We start from the raw sequence: 22,003 nt of genomic DNA on the forward strand, positions 1-22,003 counted from the left end.
CTCGTCTAACACCACGAACCTAGACAATTCAATAGTTTAAAAGCCATTTTCAAGTATAACATACACCCTTGTTAAAGAACTTTAATTAACAAAACAAGTATTAAATTACTAAACAAAAAAAGAGCAATCAAAAAGCTCGTTGAGAGGACTGAGTAACTGAGGTGAAAGGGAATCTACAATGGAGAGTTTGATCCTGGCTCAGGATGAACGCTGGCGGTATGCTTAACACATGCAAGTCGAACGGACTCTTCGGAGTTAGTGGCGGACGGGTGAGGAACACGTGAGAATCTGCCTCAAAGTCGGGGACAACAGTTGGAAACGACTGCTAATACCGGATGAGCTGAAAAGTAAAAGATTTATCGCTTTGAGAGGAGCTCGCGTCTGATTAGCTAGATGGTGAGGTAAAGGCTTACCATGGCGACGATCAGTAGCTGGTCTGAGAGGATGAGCAGCCACACTGGGACTGAGACACGGCCCAGACTCCTACGGGAGGCAGCAGTGGGGAATTTTCCGCAATGGGCGAAAGCCTGACGGAGCAATACCGCGTGAGGGAGGAAGGCTCTTGGGTTGTAAACCTCAAAACTTAGGGAAGAAAAAAATGACGGTACCTAATATAAGCATCGGCTAACTCCGTGCCAGCAGCCGCGGTAATACGGAGGATGCGAGCGTTATCCGGAATCATTGGGCGTAAAGCGTCCGTAGGTGGCATTTCAAGTCTGCTGTCAAAGACCGAAGCTCAACTTCGGGAAGGCGGTGGAAACTGAAAAGCTAGAGTGAAGTAGGGGTAGAGGGAATTCCTAGTGTAGCGGTGAAATGCGTAGAGATTAGGAAGAACACCAGTGGCGAAGGCGCTCTACTGGACTTAAACTGACACTGAGGGACGAAAGCTAAGGGAGCGAAAGGGATTAGATACCCCTGTAGTCTTAGCGGTAAACGATGGATACTAGGTGTTGTCTGTATCGACCCGGACAGTGCCGAAGCAAACGCGTTAAGTATCCCGCCTGGGGAGTACGCACGCAAGTGTGAAACTCAAAGGAATTGACGGGGACCCGCACAAGCGGTGGAGTATGTGGTTTAATTCGATGCAACGCGAAGAACCTTACCAAGGCTTGACATCCTGCGAATCTCTTTGAAAGGAGAGAGTGCCTTAGGGAACGCAGAGACAGGTGGTGCATGGCTGTCGTCAGCTCGTGTCGTGAGATGTTGGGTTAAGTCCCGCAACGAGCGCAACCCTCGTCCTTAGTTGCCAGCATTAAGTTGGGGACTCTAGGGAGACTGCCGGGGAGAACTCGGAGGAAGGTGGGGATGACGTCAAGTCAGCATGCCCCTTACGTCTTGGGCTACACACGTACTACAATGGTAGGGACAAAGGGAGGCGAAACTGCGAAGTGGAGCGAATCCTGTCAAACCCTGCCCCAGTTCAGATTGCAGGCTGAAACTCGCCTGCATGAAGGAGGAATCGCTAGTAATCGCAGGTCAGCATACTGCGGTGAATCCGTTCCCGGGTCTTGTACACACCGCCCGTCACACCATGGAAGTTGGTAACATCCGAAGTCGTTACTCCAACCCGAGAGGGGGGAGGATGCCGAAGGTGGGACTAGTGACTGGGGTGAAGTCGTAACAAGGTAGCCGTACCGGAAGGTGTGGCTGGATCACCTCCTTAAAGGGAGACTTCGATTTGAAGTCGCAAGAGTGTAGGGAAAGGCTTTTAAACTAGAAAATTGGGTTCAAGGGCTATTAGCTCAGGTGGTTAGAGCGCACCCCTGATAAGGGTGAGGTCCCTGGTTCAAGTCCAGGATGGCCCATTGGGGGTATAGCTCAGTTGGTAGAGCGCCTGCTTTGCAAGCAGGATGTCAGCGGTTCGAGTCCGCTTATCTCCAGATGAACAATTTAGCATCTATAGAAATGGAATGCTGAACTTATGTTCAGTAAGAACCTTGAAAACTGCATAGCGAAAGAAAAGTCTGAAAAGTCTGTATTAGTAACAGGTCAAGCAAAGAAGGGCTGATGGTGGATACCTAGGCACACGAAGGCGAAGAAGGACGTAGCAACCTACGAAAAGTCTCGGGGAGTCGGAAGCAGACAATGAGCCGAGAGTGTCCGAATGGGGCAACCCTAAAAACATATCCTTTGGGATAATGAGCGAACCTGGTGAACTGAAACATCTTAGTAGCCAGAGGAAGAGAAAACAAAAGTGATTCCCCTAGTAGCGGCGAGCGAAGAGGGAACAGCCTAAACCAGCGTTTACGAATGCTGGGGTAGTGGGACATCAATGTCGAAACTAGAGGTTAAACGAACTAGCTGAAAACTAGACCATAGAAGGTGAAAGTCCTGTAGTTGAAAACCGAAGGAATTGTAGATGAATCCCGAGTAGCACGAGATAAGTGTAATCTAGTGTGAATCAGCCACGACCACGTGGTAAGGCTAAATACAAAGTGTGACCGATAGAGAAAAGTACCGCGAGGGAAAGGTGAAAAGAACCCCGGGAGGGGAGTGAAAAAGAACATGAAACCATCAGCTTACAAGCAATGGGAGTCCGATAGAACGGATGACCGTGTGCCTGTTGAAGAATGAGCCGGCGACTTACAGGCACTGGCGGGTTAAGTCGAAAAGACGAAGCCAAAGGGAAACCGAGTCCGAACAGGGCGTATGTCAGTGTTTGTAGACCCGAACCTTGGTGATCTAACCATGGCCAGGATGAAGCCCCCGTAACAGGTGGTGGAGGTCCGAACCGACCAATGTTGAAAAATTGGCGGAGGAGCTGTGGTTAGGGGTGAAATGCCAATCGAACCAAGAGCTAGCTGGTTCTCCCCGAAATGTGTTGAGGCGCAGCGGTGTGGAATGTTACTGGGGGTAAAGCACTGTTTCGTTGCGGGCTGCGAGAGCGGTACCAAGATGAGACAAACTCAGAATACCAGTAATTGTAGCACTAGTGAGACGGTGGGGGATAAGCTTCATCGTCAAGAGGGAAACAGCCCAGACCATCAGCTAAGGTCCCCAAGTATTAACTAAGTGAGAAAGGAGGTCTGAGTGCAAAGACAACCAGGAGGTTTGCCTAGAAGCAGCAATCCTTGAAAGAGTGCGTAATAGCTCACTGGTCAAGGACTCAGGCGCCGAAAATGAACGGGGCTAAGTTAATCACCGAAGCTATGGATTATGAAAGTAATGGTAGGGGAGCGTTCTATAGAGGGTGAAGCATTAGCGGCAAGCAGGTGTGGACGATATAGAAGTGAGAATGTCGGCTTAAGTAGCGAAAATTGAAGTGAGAATCTTCAACCCCGAAAGCCCAAGGGTTTCTCCAGAAGGCTCGTCCGTGGAGAGTTAGCCCGGACCTAAGGCGAAGCGAATAGCGTAGTCGATGGCAAGCAGGTAAATATTCCTGCGTGGCTTTATAGGAGCTATATTCGGGACCCATTAAGTGAAAGCACACCCTGAGTGGATTGGGAGCGGGTTAACCGTGAGTGTGGAAGCAAGGTGGCAAGAAAAGCGAGTATAGTGTTGAGTATAGAGTCCCGGTACCCGAAACCGACACAGGTGGGCAAGTAGAGAATACTAAGGGGAGCGAGAGAACTCTCTCCAAGGAACTCGGCAAAATGACCCCGTAACTTAGGGAGAAGGGGTGCTAGCGAGAGCTAGTCGCAGTGAAGAGGCCCAGGCGACTGTTTAGCAAAAACATAGGTCTCTGCAAACTCGAAAGAGGAGGTATAGGGGCTGACGCCTGCCCAGTGCCGGAAGGTTAAAGAAGTTGGTCAGCAGTAATGTGAAGCTAGCGACTGAAGCCCCGGTGAACGGCGGCCGTAACTATAACGGTCCTAAGGTAGCGAAATTCCTTGTCGGGTAAGTTCCGACCCGCACGAAAGGCGTAACGATCTGGGCACTGTCTCGGAGAGAGACTCGGCGAAATAGGAATGTCTGTGAAGATACGGACTACTTACACTTGGACAGAAAGACCCTATGAAGCTTTACTATAGCTTGGAATTGTGTTCGGGCTTCCAGTGCGCAGGATAGGTGGGAGACGTAGAAGTAGTGCTTGTGGGTGCTATGGAGTCAACGGTGAGATACCACTCTCTGGGAGCTAGAATTCTAACTGGAGACAGGAAAGTTTCAGGTGGGTAGTTTGACTGGGGCGGTCGCCTCCAAAAAGGTAACGGAGGCGTACAAAGGTTACCTCAGACTGGTTGGAAATCAGTCGAAGAGTGCAAAGGCAGAAGGTAGCTTGACTGTGAGACGAACAGGTCGAACAGGGTGGAAACACGGTCTTAGTGATCCGACGGTGCTGTGTGGAAGGGCCGTCGCTCAACGGATAAAAGTTACTCTAGGGATAACAGGCTGATCTCCCCCAAGAGTTCACATCGACGGGGAGGTTTGGCACCTCGATGTCGGCTCATCGCAACCTGGGGCGGAAGTACGTCCCAAGGGTTGGGCTGTTCGCCCATTAAAGCGGTACGTGAGCTGGGTTCAGAACGTCGTGAGACAGTTCGGTCCATATCCGGTGTAAGCGTGAGAATATTGAGAGGAGCCTTCCTTAGTACGAGAGGACCGGGAAGGACGTACCGCTGGTGTACCAGTTATTGTGCCAACAGTAAACGCTGGGTAGCCAAGTACGGAGAGGATAACCGCTGAAAGCATCTAAGTGGGAAGCCCACCTCAAGATGAGTATTCTGGTGTAAGGTTACGGGAAGAACACCCGTTAATAGGCACAAGGTGGAAGTGCAGTGATGTGCGTAGCCGAAGTGTACTAACAAACCGTCAGCTTGACCTAATAATAATTTTTCGAGTAGCTATGTAGTCTTGAGGGTAAAAATCTTCAAAGGCATAACTGGTGTGTATAGCGTTGTGGAACCACTACGAACCATCCCGAACTCGTGGGTGAAACATGACAGCGGCGACGATACTAAGGGGGTAGCCCCTAGGGACAATAGTTCCATGCCAGTTTAATATTTAAGTAAAATACGATACAAGTTCATAATCACAAAGGCACTCTAGTTGATAGGGTGCTTTTGTTATGAATATTTTGTTGGGTTACGCTATCACTAACCTAACCTACATTATTTTAAACTGCTATAAATTTGTTTAAAAAGTCTTTGTTGTTGACTATGATCGACAATAGGAGAAGGATAATCACAACTTTGAGCTAAGATAGGGGATATTTTGCCCGTGACTAGTTCTGCTGTATCGAGATGACTAATTTCAGGCAACCATCGGCTTATATACTCGGCTTCACTATCAAATTTTTGGGCTTGAGAAGCAGGGTTAAAAATCCTTAACGGCTTGGCATCCATACCACTAGAGGCACTCCATTGCCAACCGCCATTATTGGAGGCTAAGTCACCATCATAGAGTTTTTGCATAAAGTATTTCTCCCCCCAACGCCAATCAATAATCAAGTCTTTCGTTAAAAAACTGGCAACTATCATACGACAACGATTGTGCATCCATCCCGTTTCGTTTAACTGTCTCATGGAAGCATCCACAATGGGATAACCCGTTTTGCCTTCACACCATGCCTGAAAAAGTTTTTCGTTATTTTGCCAAGGAAAGTTTTTAAACTGTTTTCTATACGCACCTTCGGCTAATTCTGGGAAAAAATAGAGACAGTGTTGATAAAATTCTCGCCATGCTAATTCTTTTTGCCATGCGATGATATTTTCTTTCGCTTCGTCACTTTGGGTATTTTCTAACTCCTCTATAGTATTTTGCCATAAAGTTCTCGGTGCGATCGAACCAAATTTAAGCGCTGCACTTAGTAGAGATGTGCCATCTATAGCAGGATAATTCCTCTGCTCATTATAATCTGATAACAAATAACGACAAAAATACTCTAATCTTTCCTGTGCTGGAGTTTCACCCCCCGATAATAATAATTCGTTATCCCAGATAAAACCTAAATCCTGCAAAGAGGGTAAAGGAATTAAGCCTAATTTTTTGCTTAAAGTATATTCTTCCTCCGTCAAACCTGATAAATCTTGAATGGGGGGAAGGGGTTTTAATTTTTCCTGTTGTGACCAATTATTCCAAAAAGGAGTATAAACCGTATAGGGGGTATTAGACTTAGAAAGAATCGTCTCTGGTGGATGCAATAATTGATCCCAAAATGTCTCTACTGTGATACCTTTAGTTTGTAGTGCAAGTTCTATCGTTTTATCCCGTTGTCGTGAAAAAGGCTCAACATCAAGATTCCAATAAACATTTTCAGCTTTTAATGCTTCTGCTAAAGAAGGGATAATATTAAGAGGAGAATCATGGAAAATCAATAAATCACTACCTAATTTTCGGTAATTTTTTTGCAATTCTGCCAAGCATTCTAATAAATATTTTACCCTTGCTGGGGCTATATCATCTCCTTTTAGAATAGTAGGATCAAGACAAAATATACCAACAACTTTATTGCTGTTTTCCCTAGCAGAAAATAAGCCTAAATTATCAGTAATTCTTAAATCTCTACGATGCCAAAAAATAACTAAATTATTCATATAAAAATCTTTAAAAAGTTCTTAGTAATTTTGATTTTTGTCAACAATCTTCAATAAATTTAACGAAAATAACCCATAATCTTTGTTGCCTGTTGTCTGTCGCCTTTTGCCTTTACTTATCAATCTAGTTAACCTTAAATTAGTCATTTAATAATGAGAATAGTCATAAAATTAATCAGTTTGATCGAACATAACTAAAAGCTAAGTATAGAATGAATTTGCACTTTTTGATCTCATAATGACAGTATATAAATGTTGATTTTTTCCTGAGTTTTATTAAGTTTTGTTAAGGGATTTTCTTAATAATTTGTAATAAAGTTTGTTGATTCTGAGAATGATCTTGTATCCTAAGATTGTGGGGATCAATCTAAAAGTAGGGCTTTGATATTAATTATTAGTTTAAGTCTAATCTTATATACTAAACTTACCGAGTCCAGTTATTAATATTTTCATCATCTCAATACAAACATTCTTCTAATTACTAATTAATTAACTAACTTTCCTAAACTTAATTTACAAAATTTAATAAAAATTTAACATAAAAAATTAAAACACGGGTAATTAGAGGGAGATTTGTATTTAAAATTTTATTTTTTAAATAACTGTTGATTTATAACAAAATAAGAATTAAGACGTAAATTTTTCCATAACTAATCTAATTCTATGATACTAATGATATTTATTGATCTAATAGACTTCAATCAAATTAGGGCTAGAAGCTCAAATTACGGGGAAAAAATCCTAATTTTTACCAGATGTCTAATTCATCAGTTTAATCACCTTCCATAACAAGGTTCGATCGAATTTCTCATAAAAAATATATCATATTATCATAACAATTTAGATTGACATAACTTCCCTTGACAGATTGATTCTCATACCAAAATAATCATATCTATTAGGAGAGAAAACAATGTCGAGAAGAAAAAAGAAATTTGCCTGTGGACATAGTGGCTACGGTAGAGAATGTCATAAATGTGAGCAGTCTAATACAGCTAGAGAGCAAAAAAGAAGAGAAAAGAATGCTTGGCAGGAAACATTCTATCATGATCCCATTGATTTAAGTTCTTTACCTAAAAATGTTGTCTTAAAAGCTAGACAGATTATCCACAATATTCAAAATCATACCAGTTATACCAATTTTAGGGGTAAAAGGTTACGGCACGATCGATTTATCATTAGTATTCCCGTGACGAGGAATTATCGGCTTATTTGTAGGGATTACGGCAGTTTTGTCGCCCCCGAAGCCGTTGTTTCCCATGAGGATTATAACGTTTGCAAACCCGGTATTTAAGAAGTAAGAAGTAAGAAGTAAGAAGTAAGAAGTAAGAATTAAGAATTAAGAATTAAGAATTAAGAATTAAGAATTAAGAATTACTCCCCAATACCCCAATACCCTAATACCCAATTTTCTCTCTCTTTTATCTCTACCGATTTTGGGGATTAAAAATCTCACTCAATCCCTCTCCTAATAACGATAAACCCGTTACCATAGTTGTCATTGCCAACCCCGGAAACAAGGCACTCCACCAAATCCCTGTTGGTAAAGCATCTAACGCCATTTTTAAATCATGCCCCCATTCAGGCACATCTTCAGGCAACCCTAAACCTAAAAACCCTAAACCCCCTAAAATCAAAATCGCATCCGCCGCATTTAAAGTAAATAAAACAGGGACACTCTGAATTACATTAAAAAATAAGTATTTCGATAAAATTCTCACAGGTGATGCTCCCATAGCCTTCGCCGCTTCAACATATAATTCGGTTTTAACGCTAGTGGTATGATTACGCACCACTCGATAATATTGAGGAATGTAAGAAATAGACAAGGCTAAAGCCGCATTAATAACTCCCCTTCCTACCACAAAAGCCAAGGTGACGGATAATAATAAACCGGGGAGAGTATAAATAGTATCCATTAAAAATAGCAAAATTTTATCAATTTTACCACCAAAATAACCGCTAATTAATCCTAAAGGGATACCTATAATTAAACTGAAAGATGTCGCTAATAAAACAACTTTTAAAGCCGCTTGTGAGCCAAAAATTGTGCGAGAAAAAATATCATATCCTTGAGAGCTTGTACCGAACCAATATTGAGCATTTGGGGCTTGATGTATGGGATTTTTTAAAGATTCTAAAGGATTTTGAATTAAGCCAATATTTTCTAATAAAGGTGCAGAAAATGCTAGAAAAATAAAAAGAATAGTAATAGTCAATCCCACCAACGTTAAAATACTAGAAAGAGATTTTAAATGATGTTTTTTAAGGTATATTTTATTAGCAACCATCGGTTAAGATTCAAGATTAAAAATTGAAAACTCATAAATTTTAACCTTATTTTAGCTTACCTTACCAAAAATCGAGACATTGAGATTCCTTCGCTACTCTCGGAAAGACAGAATATCGTGAGAGGTGCATAATTCCTGAGAGTTTTTGTTGTAATCCAAGTAATATGTACAAAAGAAATTTATAGATATATGAAATATTAGCAAAAAAAATCGAAAAATGGGTATGAAACTGTACAGTCTTTAGGATATGATTAGGCACATTAGAAAAATTTACTTTATTTAGTTTCATATAAAGAGGTATAAACTGTGGTTAGAGTAGCTATTAATGGTTTTGGACGTATTGGACGTAACTTTTTGCGTTGTTGGTTTGGTCGTGAAAATAGTGGTTTAGAAGTAGTAGGTATCAACGACACTTCTGATCCTAAAACTAACGCTCACTTACTCCGATATGATTCCATGTTAGGGATTTTTGATGCTGATATTCACGCTGATGAAAATTCTATCACCGTTAACGGTAAAACTATTAAATGTGTTTCCGATCGAAATCCTCTCAACTTACCTTGGGCAGAATGGGGTGTAGATTTAATCATCGAATCCACTGGGGTATTTGTTACCGATGAGGGTGCATCTAAACACATCCAAGCAGGGGCGAAAAAAGTTTTAATTACCGCCCCCGGAAAAGGTGCTAATGTGGGTACTTATGTTGTTGGTGTTAACGATAAAGAATATTCCCACGATAAATACAATGTTGTCAGTAATGCTAGTTGTACCACTAACTGTTTAGCTCCTATAGCAAAAGTACTTCACGAACATTTTGGCATTATTAAAGGTACAATGACCACCACTCACAGTTATACTGGAGATCAGAGGTTATTAGATGCTAGTCACCGTGATTTACGTCGTGCGCGTGCGGCGGCTATCAATATTGTACCTACTAGCACTGGTGCCGCTCAAGCTGTGGCTTTAGTTTTACCCGAATTAAAAGGTAAGTTAAATGGTATTGCTTTGCGTGTGCCTACTCCTAACGTTTCGATCGTGGATTTAGTAGTACAAGTTGAAAAAAGTACGATCGCAGAACAAGTGAACCAAGTACTCAAAGATGCTTCTGAAGGTGATTTAAAAGGTATTTTAGGTTATAACGATTTACCTTTAGTTTCCTGTGACTATCGTGGTACTAACGTATCTTCGATCGTGGATGCCAACTTAACCATGACAATGGGAGGAGATATGGTGAAAGTGGTTGCTTGGTATGACAATGAATGGGGTTATTCTCAAAGAGTTGTTGACTTAGCGGAAATCGTTGCTTCCAACTGGAAATAATAACAGTAGGGTGGGCATTGCCCACCTATAAAATTCAATTCTTTTTAATACTGAAAGAGTTTTTAATTTCTAATAAACGTTGACGTAATTTCCAAAACTTACTATTTTTCATACTTTCAATTAAAACTGTTTTTTCATCTAATTGTTTTTGTAAATCATTAATTTGTTTAGTTTTATCCTCAAAATACCATTGTAAAGTATATATCTGATCGTTTTTTTCATCTAATTGTTTTTGTAAGTCATCAATACGTTTAGTTTTATCCTCATAATGCCATTCCAAGAAATATAAACGCTCGTTTTTTTCATCCAATTGTTTTTGGAAATCATCAATACGCTTGGTTTTATCCTCATAATGCCATTCCAAGAAATATAAACGCTCGTTTTTTTCATCCAATTGTTTTTGGAAATCATCAAGGCGTTTAGTTTTATCCTCATAATGCCATTCCAAGAAATATAAACGCTCGTTTTTTTCATCCAATTGTTTTTGGAAATCATCAATACGCTTGGTTTTATCCTCATAATGCCATTCTAAGAAATATAAACGCTCGTTTTTTTCATCCAATTGTTTTTGGAAATCATCAATACGCTTGGTTTTATCCTCATAATGCCATTCTAAGAAATATAAACGCTCATTTTTTTCTTGTTCATCTAATTCTTTTTCTATCTTATAGTTTTGATACCAATTATAATAAGAACCCTCACTATTTGTCTCAAAAGGATTAGGATATTTTTCTTGTAATTTTAGCTTTTCTCGATACAATAATCTTGCTTGTTTTTTGATTAATTCTCCGTTGTCAAAATAATCATAATAACAGGACATTTTACTAAACTCTTTTTGTCCCATTTTTTCACACTCATTTTTATACCATTCTAATAAAGATTCGATCGAACTATTTATCAAATTATATTTTTCTGGCATAATACCTTGAGAACTGGAAAAATGATAAAAACATAAAGGTTGTTCATTAACCCATATGATATGATCAACATTTCCTGTAAAGTGACGATTACTAAGATTCCAATTAGCCACGTTATAACCACAATGCCTTAAAATACTTATATCACTAAAAAAAGAAGGTACAAGATCGATCGATCGTTGATCAGTATATAAACCATTAGCAGGATCATCATAACAGAAATTCAGACAACGGGAAGACCACCACTCCAAAAACTTAATGCCTTCTTCAGAATTTTTGACTCCTAAAAATCCTAAATTAAAAGTACCATATCGTAAAAAACAAATTTCATTATCAATCACCATTTCCTTAGTTTTTTCAGGTTCTAATTGATGGGGAGTTAATAAAATACTGCTATGATTAAAGTTTTCTAAAAGTTCATTTAAAGGATAAAAAATAGCTATATCAGGATCAAAATAAATAACATTATCACAGTTATAACGTTTAAATATTTCTAAAAATCCTAAACCTTTAACGGCTGTACACATTTCCACTAAATTATGTTTGAATATCCATGACTTAAAATTAGAAATTGGTAATTCTTCAATGGTAATAATCGAATCAAAAGGTTCATTTTCAAGATGAATTTTATCACTGATTCGATCGCACAAAATCAGATGAAATTGTAAATTAGGGTGAAACTTTTTGAGAGAATTACCTAAAACCCTCGCTTTAGGTAAATAGTTGTTTGTACAACTGGTAAAAATATGTGTATTTTCAATATTTTGCATACAATTAATAATGAATAATGAATAATGAATAGTCTATACTTCGACTACCCTCGATAACCATAGTGAATAGAGTCGCTTTAGCAGACGGTAGCTATTAGACGTGTAATAAATTACACGGCGTGTTATTAATTGACAGTTTTAATTCTTACTTCTTAATTCTTAATTCCTAATTTCTCTGTTAATTATTGCCTATATTAGCTACAATCAAGATCATTAAGAAACGTCAAAAATCGGAAATAAGCATGGTACCAACAGTTATTGAAACCTCTGGTAGAGGCGAACGGGCATTTGATATATACTCTCGTTTACTTAGGGAACGCATTGTTTTTTTAGGGCAACAAGTAACTGATGAGTTAGCAAATTCTTTAGTAGCACAGTTGTTATTGTTAGAAGCAGAAGACCCAGAAAAAGATATATACTTATATATCAACTCCCCCGGAGGTTCAGTATCCGCAGGATTAGGTATTTTTGATACCATGAATCAAATTAAACCAGATGTTTGCACTATTTGCGTGGGATTAGCCGCTAGTATGGGGGCTTTTTTATTGAGCGCTGGTGCAAAGGGTAAAAGAATGAGTTTACCTAACTCTCGAATTATGATCCATCAACCCTTGGGAGGGGCGCAAGGACAAGCTACAGACATCGAAATTCAAGCGAAAGAGATACTTTACCTCAAAAAACAACTAAATCATTATATGGCTTCCCATACGGGGCAACCTTTAGAAAAAATTGAACAAGATACAGAAAGAGATTTTTTCATGTCACCTGAAGAAGCTAAAGACTATGGTTTAATTGATCAAGTTGTCACTCGTGCTCCCAAGTCTTAACTCGGAAGTAAGAAATTTTTGTTGTTTTCTCCCCCTCTTCCCCCTCTTGTCTTCATCATTTTATGACTTACTTACATTTTTGAGGGATTTTCTAAAATTTCTTAAAACAACGGTTTCTCCATCGATTAAACTTTGTTGGATTAACTCAGGAATGACATTTAAACTCAAAAAGGGAAAAGTAGGACTTCGATCGATCTCTTGATAATTATTGATGTCTTTTTCGAGAATAAAAACTGCTAATTTTTCACCGTCATAACGCCAAATTTCTGGTACACCCAAGTTAGCATAAATCGGTAATTTATGTAATGAACCGCTTGTTATATCTATTTCTAGCACTAAATCAGGGGGAGGATCGATCGTTAAATCAATATTTTGCTTATTTCTTACTTTTGGCTCATTTTTCAAATAATAACAAGAATCAGGCTCTACGGCTTGTTTAAATTGGGTAGATTTGAGAGTTAGTGATCCGAATTTCTTAAGACTCAATCCTAACTCATCGGCAATGACAAAAATCAAACTTTCAATGAAACGATTATTACTTTCGTGTAATCCTAGTGGACTCATAATTTCTAAAATATTGTTATAGTAAGTTAAACGTTGACTTCTTTTATTGTCTAATTCATCAAGAAGATTATTAAAAGTTGACCAACTCAGGGGATTCAACTTCACGATATTTTCTTCTATGGGTTTAGTGATAACTGCTGTCATAAGTCTTAATCAATGATTGTTGATAAATGTTTGGGTAAAAATACAGGCACGATAGTTATATCACGCTAAATTATCGGGAATATCAATTCCTGCTTGTTGTAATAATTGTCGCAATTTTTGATTCTCCGATTCGGCTTGATCAGCTCGTCATTCTGTTCATTCTTCATTAAATTTAGTAAATAGTTATAAAAAATCAATTTATGATAATTTTTACTCAAATCTTTTTATGATTCGATCACGCAGTGCCGCTTTTAGCGATCGAGCAGCGCCACTTTTAGCGATCGATTTAGTCTAAATTTTATCTCGAACTGAAGTCCTCATCAGTTAGATGCGTTCTATCTTAATATTTTACCATTGAGATTTGAAACTTGAAGTTCCTGTCAATGACATAGATGTAAATTACGCACTTGTACCAAAAATCAAGGAATTGAGATTCCTTCGCTACCCTCGGAATGACAGACTATCATTATTGATGCGTAAATCCTAATAGAAAAAGACTGTCTGAAAAAAATTTGAAAACCTTACAATTTTCGTGATTAAAATTGGTCAGAAAGTGAGACAATACTATAGAATCGTCATTATTCTTATTTTTAAACTTATATTTAGCTATATTCAGCAGGGATGAATGCTGCAACTGCATAAAAAATTACAACCTAAACAACCTTTAGCCACCCTAGAAGAATCTTACGAATACTGTCGTCAAATTACGGCAAAGTATTCTAAAACTTTCTACTTGGGTACTTTATTGATGCCTAAAGAGAAACGAAGTGCTATCTGGGCGATATATGTGTGGTGTCGTCGTACCGATGAATTAGTAGATGGTCCTCAAGCCAAGTTAACAACTCCTGAAACCCTTGATTTATGGGAACAACAGCTCGAATCTGTCTTCGCAGGGCAACCCATCGATGATCCAGATGTAGCCTTAGTGGATACTCTTAAGCGTTTTCCTATGGATATTCAGCCTTTTAGGGATATGATTGCAGGGCAAAGGATGGATTTATACCGCAATCGCTATGAGACTTTTGAGGAGTTGAAACTTTATTGTTACCGTGTCGCTGGTACTGTGGGATTAATGTCTTCTGCCGTATTGGGAGTAGATGAAACCTATTTGAATGCTCCTTGGTATCGTGAAAGTGTCTATATCCCCGAAGAAGAAGCTATCGCACTAGGTATTGCTAATCAGTTAACTAATATTTTGCGGGATGTGGGAGAAGATAGAGGTAGAAATCGCATTTACCTCCCCCTCGAAGATTTAGCAAGGTTTAACTATTCTGAAGAAGATTTATTCAATGGAGTAATTGACGATCGATGGTACGATCTTATGCAATTCCAGATCGATCGAGCTAAACAATATTACGAAGACGCTGAGAGGGGAATTAAAGCCTTGAATCCTGATGGACGTTGGCCCGTGTGGTCTGCTTTAATGTTATATCAAGGGATTTTGGATGTTATTGCCAAAAATAACTATGATGTTTTTAATCGCCGTGCATTTGTACCAACTCCGAATAAGATGCTTTATTTACCTGTGGCATGGTTAAGGGCGCAAGTTTTGTAAGAAAATGTAAACCTAGAATGCATCTTAAGTTTACTGCTGAAGATAGGCAAAAGGCAAAAGGCAAAAGGCAAGAGTTAATGACATTCCATAAACTTCTGGTAAAAATTATTTTTGATTGACTTGTAGCTTCTGTCTTAGCCATCACCTATTTTTACATCTAACTCAGATTTATCACCAATTTCTTTAGTAAATTCTGTTAGCCATTTTTTTAGTTGATAAGTACCTAAACAGTCATCCTCGTTATAAATTAGAATATAGTCTAGCCAAGTTCGATCGAAGGTTTTTAACCATTGATCATACCAGAAAACGCATTGATCGCCACTAATTTGATGATAATTTGAGCTATATTTTCCCGTTTGAGCATCACGCCATTGAAAACCTAACCAATTTCCGACAAATTTTAATGAGTAGTTTTCTACGGGTAAAAAAAGAGAATTAATTAGAAATTTATGTAAGTCAAATAAACGATTTAATAAACGTTGTAAATCCCTCGAAGAAGTTTTATAAAGATAGCCTAAACGTCTAACGGTTTCCACTTCGTAATTAGAATAATGAAATATAGGTGCATCAGGATATTGATTAACAAAATCTAAAAATTTTAACCAAATTTCTTTTTCTTCCTCAATATTTTCCGCTAAAAAACTATAATATTTTTGTTCTTTTGTTTCATAATTTACTAACAAAACTCCTAATAAATAATCGAAGGTTCGATCGAATCTTTCTATTTTTGTATCAGGTTGTGCTTCTATATCAAAATATAACTCAATATTATGAGAGGGAATTTGTTTTAAAGGAGGATGTTTAATAATAGGAGTTGAATAAAATAATGCTTTACTTTGTCCATGAATATTATAGGCAATTTCAGCTCCGAAAAGTTGTTTTAAAACTGATAAATCTGTATGATAAAGAGAAGTTAAATCATTAATTCCCTCAGCGATTAAAGCATCATATCTTGAAGGAGTAATGTTTGGAATTAAAGACAAATGTTGTTGAGATTTTGCAACACCATGACAACTTTCATACCATTGACAAAGACTGCAACGTTGACGGGAAATAAAAACTTCAGGCTCATTTTTTGTCATTACCATAGAAAGAAATTCCCTCAAAAACTCTTGATAATGAGGAAGCCAAGTATTGAGATTTAGATAATAAGGTTTCCTATAATAACGTAAAAAAATTTGGACTTGGGTTAAATTAATTCCCAGAAAAAGACTTAAAATATCAGTTTGAAAAGCAGAAATTAATTTATATTCAGGCTTCATATTTTTGCCTAAATAAGCATTCACTGGAATATAACTCCAATCACCCAATAAACTAGGAATATTTTGTTTAATCAGTAAGGTAGGAGATGCTTGAAAAATAATATTTGTCTGATTTTCACTAGAAAAATTCTCTTGTCTTTCTCCCCTAATTAGGGGGGATGAAGGGGGGTTTGCTTTTATTTTCTGATTAAGTATAATAACTCCTTGATAAATACAATCAACTCCTTGACGCATTAATTCTTCTGTTGCCGATGCAACTTGATAATTATCTTCACTATTTTCTACTAATAATTTTGGGTGTTGATAGGCTAAATTATAATTTTCTAAAACTTTTCTATAATGAGATTCTCTTTCTTCTTTTAATTTGATAATAAAATCTTTTTCCTGTAATTTTTGATTTTCTTCACCATAAAGATTAAGAAATCCTCGGCGATGACAACGTTTATACTTGAATAATAATTCATCTGTTACTAATATTTTGTCAATATCCATGTTTTAAAAATTTTTAATATTTTGAGGATTTATCTTAGGGATTTTGGGTTACGCTATCGCTAACCCAACCTACAAATTTAATTATTGTTATATTGTGTCATTGCGAGATACGAAGCAATCTTTCATCTTTAGTATAAATCTACATACGGGCAAGATGACCGTTTTACGGGATGATTTTATTCTTCGTTTTTCATTCTCTGGGTTTCAAGTTGTTTGAGTTGAGTTTGTGTTGTCAATAATTCTTGATAGTAAAATGTCATTTTTGTCAAGTCTTTTTCTTGATTTAATTCGTTTAATTTTTGTTGACAATATTGCTTATATTTTTCTAGTTTAACACTTTCTAAACAGGCGATCGAACCTCTAATAATATGCTCAGGCTCGTATAAAACTTGTTGATAATTTTCACTAAGATTAAATAGAGGATTTAATTCATGAGCAAATTGAGGGTAATTTACCATATTTTCTTGCACTGTCATTAGTAAAATATTTTGGTTATTATCATTAGTAATAGAGGAAGATAATTTATGGATTGTTTGCCATAAAAACCTAATAGATTTTAAAGTAAATACTAAATCTTTATTGTCTAATTCCTCTATGATAGTCTCTCGATAATCTGGACAATGGAGATAAATTAACAGTAACAAAAATTCTGCTTGTTGACTATTTTGAGAAAAATTACCGAGTTTTGGGAATGATTTTTTCTGATTATAAGAACTGTATTTTGTGGCAGATATTAAACTTTGATATACTTTTTTAAAGTCGTCACTATTGAAGTTAGCATAAGGATTCTTTTTACGGCTTAAAATTTCTGCACAGTGGGATAAATAATAATCTTTTGTGGCATTATTACTAATTTTATTAATTAATCTTACTATTCTTTGAAAGGCTAATTCATAATCTGCACTATTATAAGAATCTTCATTATTAATAATTTGTTCAATTTGCCAATCTAACCATAAAGGAGCTTTTTTTATCAATTCTTGATACGTTTGTGTGGACTCTGGATTCGATCGAACAAACTCATCGGCATCTTTTCCGTTGGGAATTGTCAAAATTTTTAACTTTAATTGTCCACTATAAACTAAATTTTCTACCTCTTTAATCGCTCTTTCGGTGGCTTTTAAACCTGCTTTATCTGCATCAAAATTAACAATAATTTGTTTTGATTGAGTATAACGAGATAGTTGTCTAATATGTTGTTGAGTTAACGCTGTGCCTAATACAGCGACTACATTTTCTATGGCAAAAATATGCAGGGCAATGGCATCAAAATAACCCTCAACAACAATAACTTGATCTTGCTTAATAATACTTTTTTGGGCAAAATTTAACGCAAATAAAGTCTTACTTTTTGAGAATAAATTAGTTTCTGGAGAGTTTAAATATTTTGGCTCACTTCCATCTAAACTTCTTGCACCAAAAGCGATAATTCTTCCTTGAGAATCTTGTATGGGAATCATCAATCGATTCCGAAAATAATCGATATAACCTTCTCCTTTTGACTTTTTTTTGATTAATCCAGCTTGTTCCACTAACATCACTGGATAATGTTTAATTTCGACTAAATAATGATATAATGTTTGCCAACCATCGGGAGCATAACCTAACTGAAATTTGTTAATATTTTCTAAGGATAAATTTCGATCGATCTGAAGGTAATTTAAGGCTTTTTCTCCTTCTTTTTGTTGTAAACTATGCTGATAAAAATTACTGGCAACTGACAAAATTTCGTATAGTTGATCTCTTAAAGAAATTTCTTGTTGTATTGCCTGTTGATCTTGAGGTGCTAATGTTTTAATGGGAATCTGGTATCGTTGCGCTAAATTCAAAATGACATCTCGAAAAGACTGTTTTCCTATTTCCATCAAAAATTTGATCGCACCACCACCAGCGCCACAACCAAAACAATAATATAACTGTTTACTCTGACTTACAGTAAAACTAGGGGTTTTTTCATCGTGAAACGGACACAAACCGACAAAATCCGCCCCTTTTTTTTGCATAACAACATAATCCGATACTACCTCCACAAGATCAACTCTTTCCTTTACTTGTTCGATCGTATCAGAATGCAGACTAATATTTTCCACGATGACAAGATGACCAAATTACGCCACTTTCGATCTTATCATTTAGTTAAGCTAAAGTTTCGGGTCGATAACCTAAACCTCGAATAAACTCTTGACGAAAACTCTCGATGGCATTACTTTTTGGTTTCCCATGGGATACGATCGCAACCCGATAATTACGCATGACTTCGATAGGGGAGTCACCTATATCCAAACTCCAAAATACCATTTCTAATCTTACCCCCACATTAAAAGGGCATCCCAATTCTGATAGAAAAGCCTTAACGTTCGTATCATCATTTTTTGATAATACATAGGGCGTTTTAATCCTTATAATCCATCCATTCACCTGATGAAGAATAGTTAAGGAAGCACTCTTAAGAAAACTCATGTGTTCCACATAATCAACAACCCTTAAAGTCAAACTTGCATTCGGTAAAAAATAAACATACTCCATACCATTATCCCCCCAAAAAAATATTATTCCTCGTTATGTCTATTATCGTTCATAGAGTTAATCTCAAGATAGAGTTAAATCACCCCATTCGATCAAGATAACTGGGTACAATTCCCCATAAAACACCTGAGTGAACTATAAAATGATAAAATAATAAAGATAAGAGGGGGAGAAAATGCTATCAAATCTTCGTTTTAATTATTCAATTTCCATTCCTTAATCAGTAATTGACAATTATCCGAATTAATTCTACACTCTAAACTCTAAATAGTTTCCGAACTAAACCTCCATCATCAGGATTGCGATATGTCTTCACAAGCACCTTATAAAAGCAGATTATTTAATTTTATTAACCGCAATTATATCAAGTTAAATAGTAAAGTTAATATTAAAATTCGGGAATTAGGTTATGTTGTTCAAGGCAGTTTACAAACTTTAGTTTTACCTTTATTTTGGTTATGGGAGACTACTAAAAAAATTAGTAAAAGTTTTGTTTCTTCTTCTGAGTCTCAGGTATTTTTATCTACAGAAGAAACTGAAAATTTAAGGGATAATAGTGATTTAGTTTTGACTATTAATCATGCTATTAATAATGATCCTGATTTACCTTTTTTGCCCTCTCAAAATTTTCAAGGTTTAGCCTGTAGATTGAAAGATAAACGTTTAATTGTTATCTTAAAAAAAAATAAAGTCAAGAATATTATACCTTTTAAGCAACAAGCTAAAGTAAATTTACTAATTGATAAGGGTGTGGATGATTTTGAATCTCGACAATTATTACCATCTAATACTAATTTTTTGAGTGGATTTTTGACAGGTTTAAATATCTTTGGAAAATCAAAAGCAATAACCAAAGTTATACAAAAATTTAATCATCTTCAACCTTCTGATTTAGTTCCCAATTCTCAGGTTAATAATAACTCAATTATTGCTTTTATTGATAATTTATTAGTAAGTTTAGAAAGATTCATTTTTCCTAATTCTAATTCGATCGAGCCACAAAATCAAGATTCGATCGAGCAAAATAGGGAAGTGAGTGAAGAGGACAAAATAACGATTTTAAGATTAATTAGACAGGCACTAGAGTATTTCTTCCTAGGTAAAAACATTCCATTATCAGAGAATAATAACATAAAAGAAAATGCCTTAATTAGTAATGATAATAATAGCAATCTACCTTCAGCACAAAAAGGGATTCAAGGTATTATTACTAAGTCTCAAGAAACAGTAGAAAATATTATTCCTCAGATTCAAGAAAGTACTGAAAAACTTATTACCGAAAGTTTAAATCAACTTAATACAGTTAAAAATAAACTAAATAATCCTGATGATCCTTTCCAAATACAAGTGATAATTTGGGTGGCAATTAAATATTTTTTTACACAGAAAAAATTTGCTTTATCTACAAATTCTAAAAAAAATTTTTTACCCAGTTTTTCTGAAACAGAAGTTATCTTAATTAATAATGAAATTGCTGATCCTTGGTTATCATGGGAAGACTTATATCATAGCCCTTCTCCTCTGTCTGACAGTATAGATAATAATGATAATAATGAGTCAAGTTTGATTTTACCTTATGAGAATAACTCATTTAATAATATTGTTAAAAATCAGGAAAACCTCAATACTATTTCTACCGCAAATAATGCAGTTTTAGATATTCCAAAAACTGAAAAACAAGAGATTATTGCTAAAAAAAATATCAACAATTTATCTGAGACACAAGTTACTTTAGAGGAGGAAATAGAAGTAAAAGTGATAGAGATTAAATATGAAAAACACTTTTTAGAAATTATTTTAGAAAAGCTCGATCAAGTTATATTATGGTTAGAAGAAATCTTAATTAAAATAGTTAAAAAAATAAAAATGTTAAGACAAAAATAAATATTAACTAGGGTAATCACTAGGCGTTTATCGAAAATGCGTAATATAAATGTTCCAAAAACAGAACTGGTCGATCGAGCTATCATATATAGATTAAGTAGTAATGGCTTTACAAAATTTATTCAATACTTCTAATGTTCAAAAAATACTTAGACACAAACGTGCTGAGGGAATATCAAAAAGAAAAAAGCTACTATCGTGCCATTGCTGATTTAATCTAATCACTGATTTCGCTAAATGAGGAAAAAGCAACTATGAATCAATCAATATTAGTCGAAAAAAAACCAGAAATTATTTATCCTGATAGCGATGGAAAACCCATGTCTGACAATACCAAACAATTTCGTTATATCGTCATCATTAAAGAGAATTTAGAGTTACTTTTTGCAGATAATCCTAATGTCTTTATTGCAGGTGATTTACTCTGGTATCCCGTGGAAGGAGACAATACAATTCGTCAAGCTCCCGATGTGATGGTAGTATTCGATCGACCAAAAGGTGACAGAGGTTCGTATCAACAATGGAAAGAGAATAACGTTACTCCTAGTGTGGCTTTTGAGATACTTTCCCCAGGTAATACCCTCAAAGAAATGGCAAAAAAACTAGCATTTTATGAAAAATATGGCATCGAAGAATATTATATTTATGATCCCGATAAAAATGATTTGAATGGTTATTTAAGACAGGATAATCGTTTAGTTATAATTGAAGAAATGCTAGGTTTTATTAGCCCTCTTTTAAAGATAAAATTTGAATTAGATATAGAGGGTTTACAAATCTATGATTTACAAGGAAATCGCTTTTTAACCTATGTGGAATTATCCGAAAAAATTAAAGATACTGAAAGACAATTAGAGAGGGAAAACCAACGAGCTGAACAAGAAAAACAACGAGCAGATGAGGCTCAAAATAGGGTAAAATTATTAGAAGAAAAATTGAAAGAATTAGGAATTGAACTTTAACGATAGATGAGGAAAA

Annotated in this window: 13 protein-coding genes, 2 tRNA genes and 3 rRNA genes; 11 read left to right on the forward strand and 7 right to left on the reverse strand. The window is 36.3% G+C overall.

Annotated features, from left to right (window positions below):
- The first annotated feature begins 175 nt into the window (after positions 1-175).
- The 5 genes from ACN4EE_RS14035 to rrf all read left to right on the forward strand — a co-directional run bounded on the left by ACN4EE_RS14035 (position 176) and on the right by rrf (position 4,935).
- Positions 176-1,663: ribosomal RNA gene (locus tag ACN4EE_RS14035) — 16S ribosomal RNA — on the forward strand.
- A 68-nt stretch (positions 1,664-1,731) separates the two neighbouring features.
- A tRNA-Ile gene (locus tag ACN4EE_RS14040) sits at positions 1,732-1,805 on the forward strand.
- A gap of 2 nt (positions 1,806-1,807) precedes the next feature.
- Positions 1,808-1,880 (forward strand) — tRNA-Ala (locus tag ACN4EE_RS14045).
- 107 nt (positions 1,881-1,987) lie between these two features.
- Positions 1,988-4,762: ribosomal RNA gene (locus tag ACN4EE_RS14050) — 23S ribosomal RNA — on the forward strand.
- Positions 4,763-4,818: 56 nt separating this feature from the next.
- A 5S ribosomal RNA gene (rrf, locus tag ACN4EE_RS14055) occupies positions 4,819-4,935 on the forward strand.
- The 16S, 23S and 5S rRNA genes sit together here with 2 tRNA genes alongside, the layout of an rRNA operon.
- 113 nt (positions 4,936-5,048) lie before the next feature.
- Here rrf and ACN4EE_RS14060 read toward each other — a convergent pair.
- Positions 5,049-6,473, reverse strand: a complete 1,425-nt coding sequence (locus tag ACN4EE_RS14060; RefSeq protein WP_431707082.1) for an FAD-binding domain-containing protein — start codon at positions 6,471-6,473, stop codon at positions 5,049-5,051.
- Between the two features lie 913 nt (positions 6,474-7,386).
- On the opposite strand from ACN4EE_RS14060, the gene ACN4EE_RS14065 reads away from it, so the two are divergent.
- Positions 7,387-7,767 (forward strand): DUF7682 family zinc-binding protein, encoded by a 381-nt coding sequence (locus ACN4EE_RS14065; protein ID WP_431707083.1) that lies wholly within the window; start codon positions 7,387-7,389, stop codon positions 7,765-7,767.
- Positions 7,768-7,900: 133 nt separating this feature from the next.
- Here ACN4EE_RS14065 and ACN4EE_RS14070 read toward each other — a convergent pair whose 3' ends face one another.
- Positions 7,901-8,764 carry an ABC transporter permease gene (locus tag ACN4EE_RS14070; protein WP_431707084.1) on the reverse strand — a complete coding sequence of 288 codons (864 nt, stop codon included), beginning with the start codon at positions 8,762-8,764 and terminating at the stop codon, positions 7,901-7,903.
- A gap of 306 nt (positions 8,765-9,070) precedes the next feature.
- Here ACN4EE_RS14070 and ACN4EE_RS14075 point away from each other — a divergent pair, with 306 nt between their 5' ends.
- On the forward strand, positions 9,071-10,084 hold the full coding sequence (locus tag ACN4EE_RS14075) for a type I glyceraldehyde-3-phosphate dehydrogenase (RefSeq protein WP_431707085.1): 1,014 nt from the start codon (positions 9,071-9,073) through the stop codon (positions 10,082-10,084).
- Positions 10,085-10,118: 34 nt separating this feature from the next.
- Here the strand turns inward: ACN4EE_RS14075 and ACN4EE_RS14080 are convergent, their stop codons facing one another.
- A complete protein-coding gene (locus ACN4EE_RS14080) occupies positions 10,119-11,771 on the reverse strand; it encodes a glycosyltransferase family protein (protein ID WP_431707086.1) in 1,653 nt (550 codons plus the stop codon).
- A 212-nt stretch (positions 11,772-11,983) separates the two neighbouring features.
- On the opposite strand from ACN4EE_RS14080, the gene clpP reads away from it, so the two are divergent.
- Complete coding sequence (gene clpP, locus ACN4EE_RS14085) at positions 11,984-12,598, forward strand: ATP-dependent Clp endopeptidase proteolytic subunit ClpP (RefSeq protein WP_431707105.1); 615 nt, start codon at positions 11,984-11,986, stop codon at positions 12,596-12,598.
- 60 nt (positions 12,599-12,658) lie between these two features.
- On the opposite strand, the gene ACN4EE_RS14090 is transcribed toward clpP, so the two are convergent.
- Positions 12,659-13,306 carry a Uma2 family endonuclease gene (locus ACN4EE_RS14090; protein WP_431707087.1) on the reverse strand — a complete coding sequence of 216 codons (648 nt, stop codon included), beginning with the start codon at positions 13,304-13,306 and terminating at the stop codon, positions 12,659-12,661.
- Between the two features lie 625 nt (positions 13,307-13,931).
- Between ACN4EE_RS14090 and crtB the strand changes: the two genes are divergently transcribed.
- Positions 13,932-14,861 carry a 15-cis-phytoene synthase CrtB gene (gene crtB, locus ACN4EE_RS14095; RefSeq protein WP_431707088.1) on the forward strand — a complete coding sequence of 310 codons (930 nt, stop codon included), beginning with the start codon at positions 13,932-13,934 and terminating at the stop codon, positions 14,859-14,861.
- Between the two features lie 134 nt (positions 14,862-14,995).
- On the opposite strand, the gene ACN4EE_RS14100 is transcribed toward crtB, so the two are convergent.
- The 3 genes from ACN4EE_RS14100 to ACN4EE_RS14110 form a co-directional block, all read right to left on the reverse strand.
- Positions 14,996-16,615 carry a TM0106 family RecB-like putative nuclease gene (locus tag ACN4EE_RS14100; RefSeq protein WP_431707089.1) on the reverse strand — a complete coding sequence of 540 codons (1,620 nt, stop codon included), beginning with the start codon at positions 16,613-16,615 and terminating at the stop codon, positions 14,996-14,998.
- Between the two features lie 176 nt (positions 16,616-16,791).
- Complete coding sequence (gene dnaG / locus ACN4EE_RS14105) at positions 16,792-18,705, reverse strand: DNA primase (RefSeq protein WP_431707090.1); 1,914 nt, start codon at positions 18,703-18,705, stop codon at positions 16,792-16,794.
- A gap of 46 nt (positions 18,706-18,751) precedes the next feature.
- A complete protein-coding gene (locus tag ACN4EE_RS14110) occupies positions 18,752-19,141 on the reverse strand; it encodes a hypothetical protein (RefSeq protein WP_431707091.1) in 390 nt (129 codons plus the stop codon).
- Between the two features lie 306 nt (positions 19,142-19,447).
- On the opposite strand from ACN4EE_RS14110, the gene ACN4EE_RS14115 reads away from it, so the two are divergent.
- Positions 19,448-21,025, forward strand: a complete 1,578-nt coding sequence (locus ACN4EE_RS14115; protein WP_431707092.1) for a hypothetical protein — start codon at positions 19,448-19,450, stop codon at positions 21,023-21,025.
- 254 nt (positions 21,026-21,279) lie between these two features.
- On the forward strand, positions 21,280-21,987 hold the full coding sequence (locus ACN4EE_RS14120) for a Uma2 family endonuclease (protein WP_431707093.1): 708 nt from the start codon (positions 21,280-21,282) through the stop codon (positions 21,985-21,987).
- The last annotated feature ends 16 nt before the right edge of the window (positions 21,988-22,003 follow it).

The sequence above is a fragment of the Geminocystis sp. CENA526 genome, from assembly GCF_050753365.1.
Classification (GTDB): Bacteria; Cyanobacteriota; Cyanobacteriia; order Cyanobacteriales; family Cyanobacteriaceae; genus Geminocystis.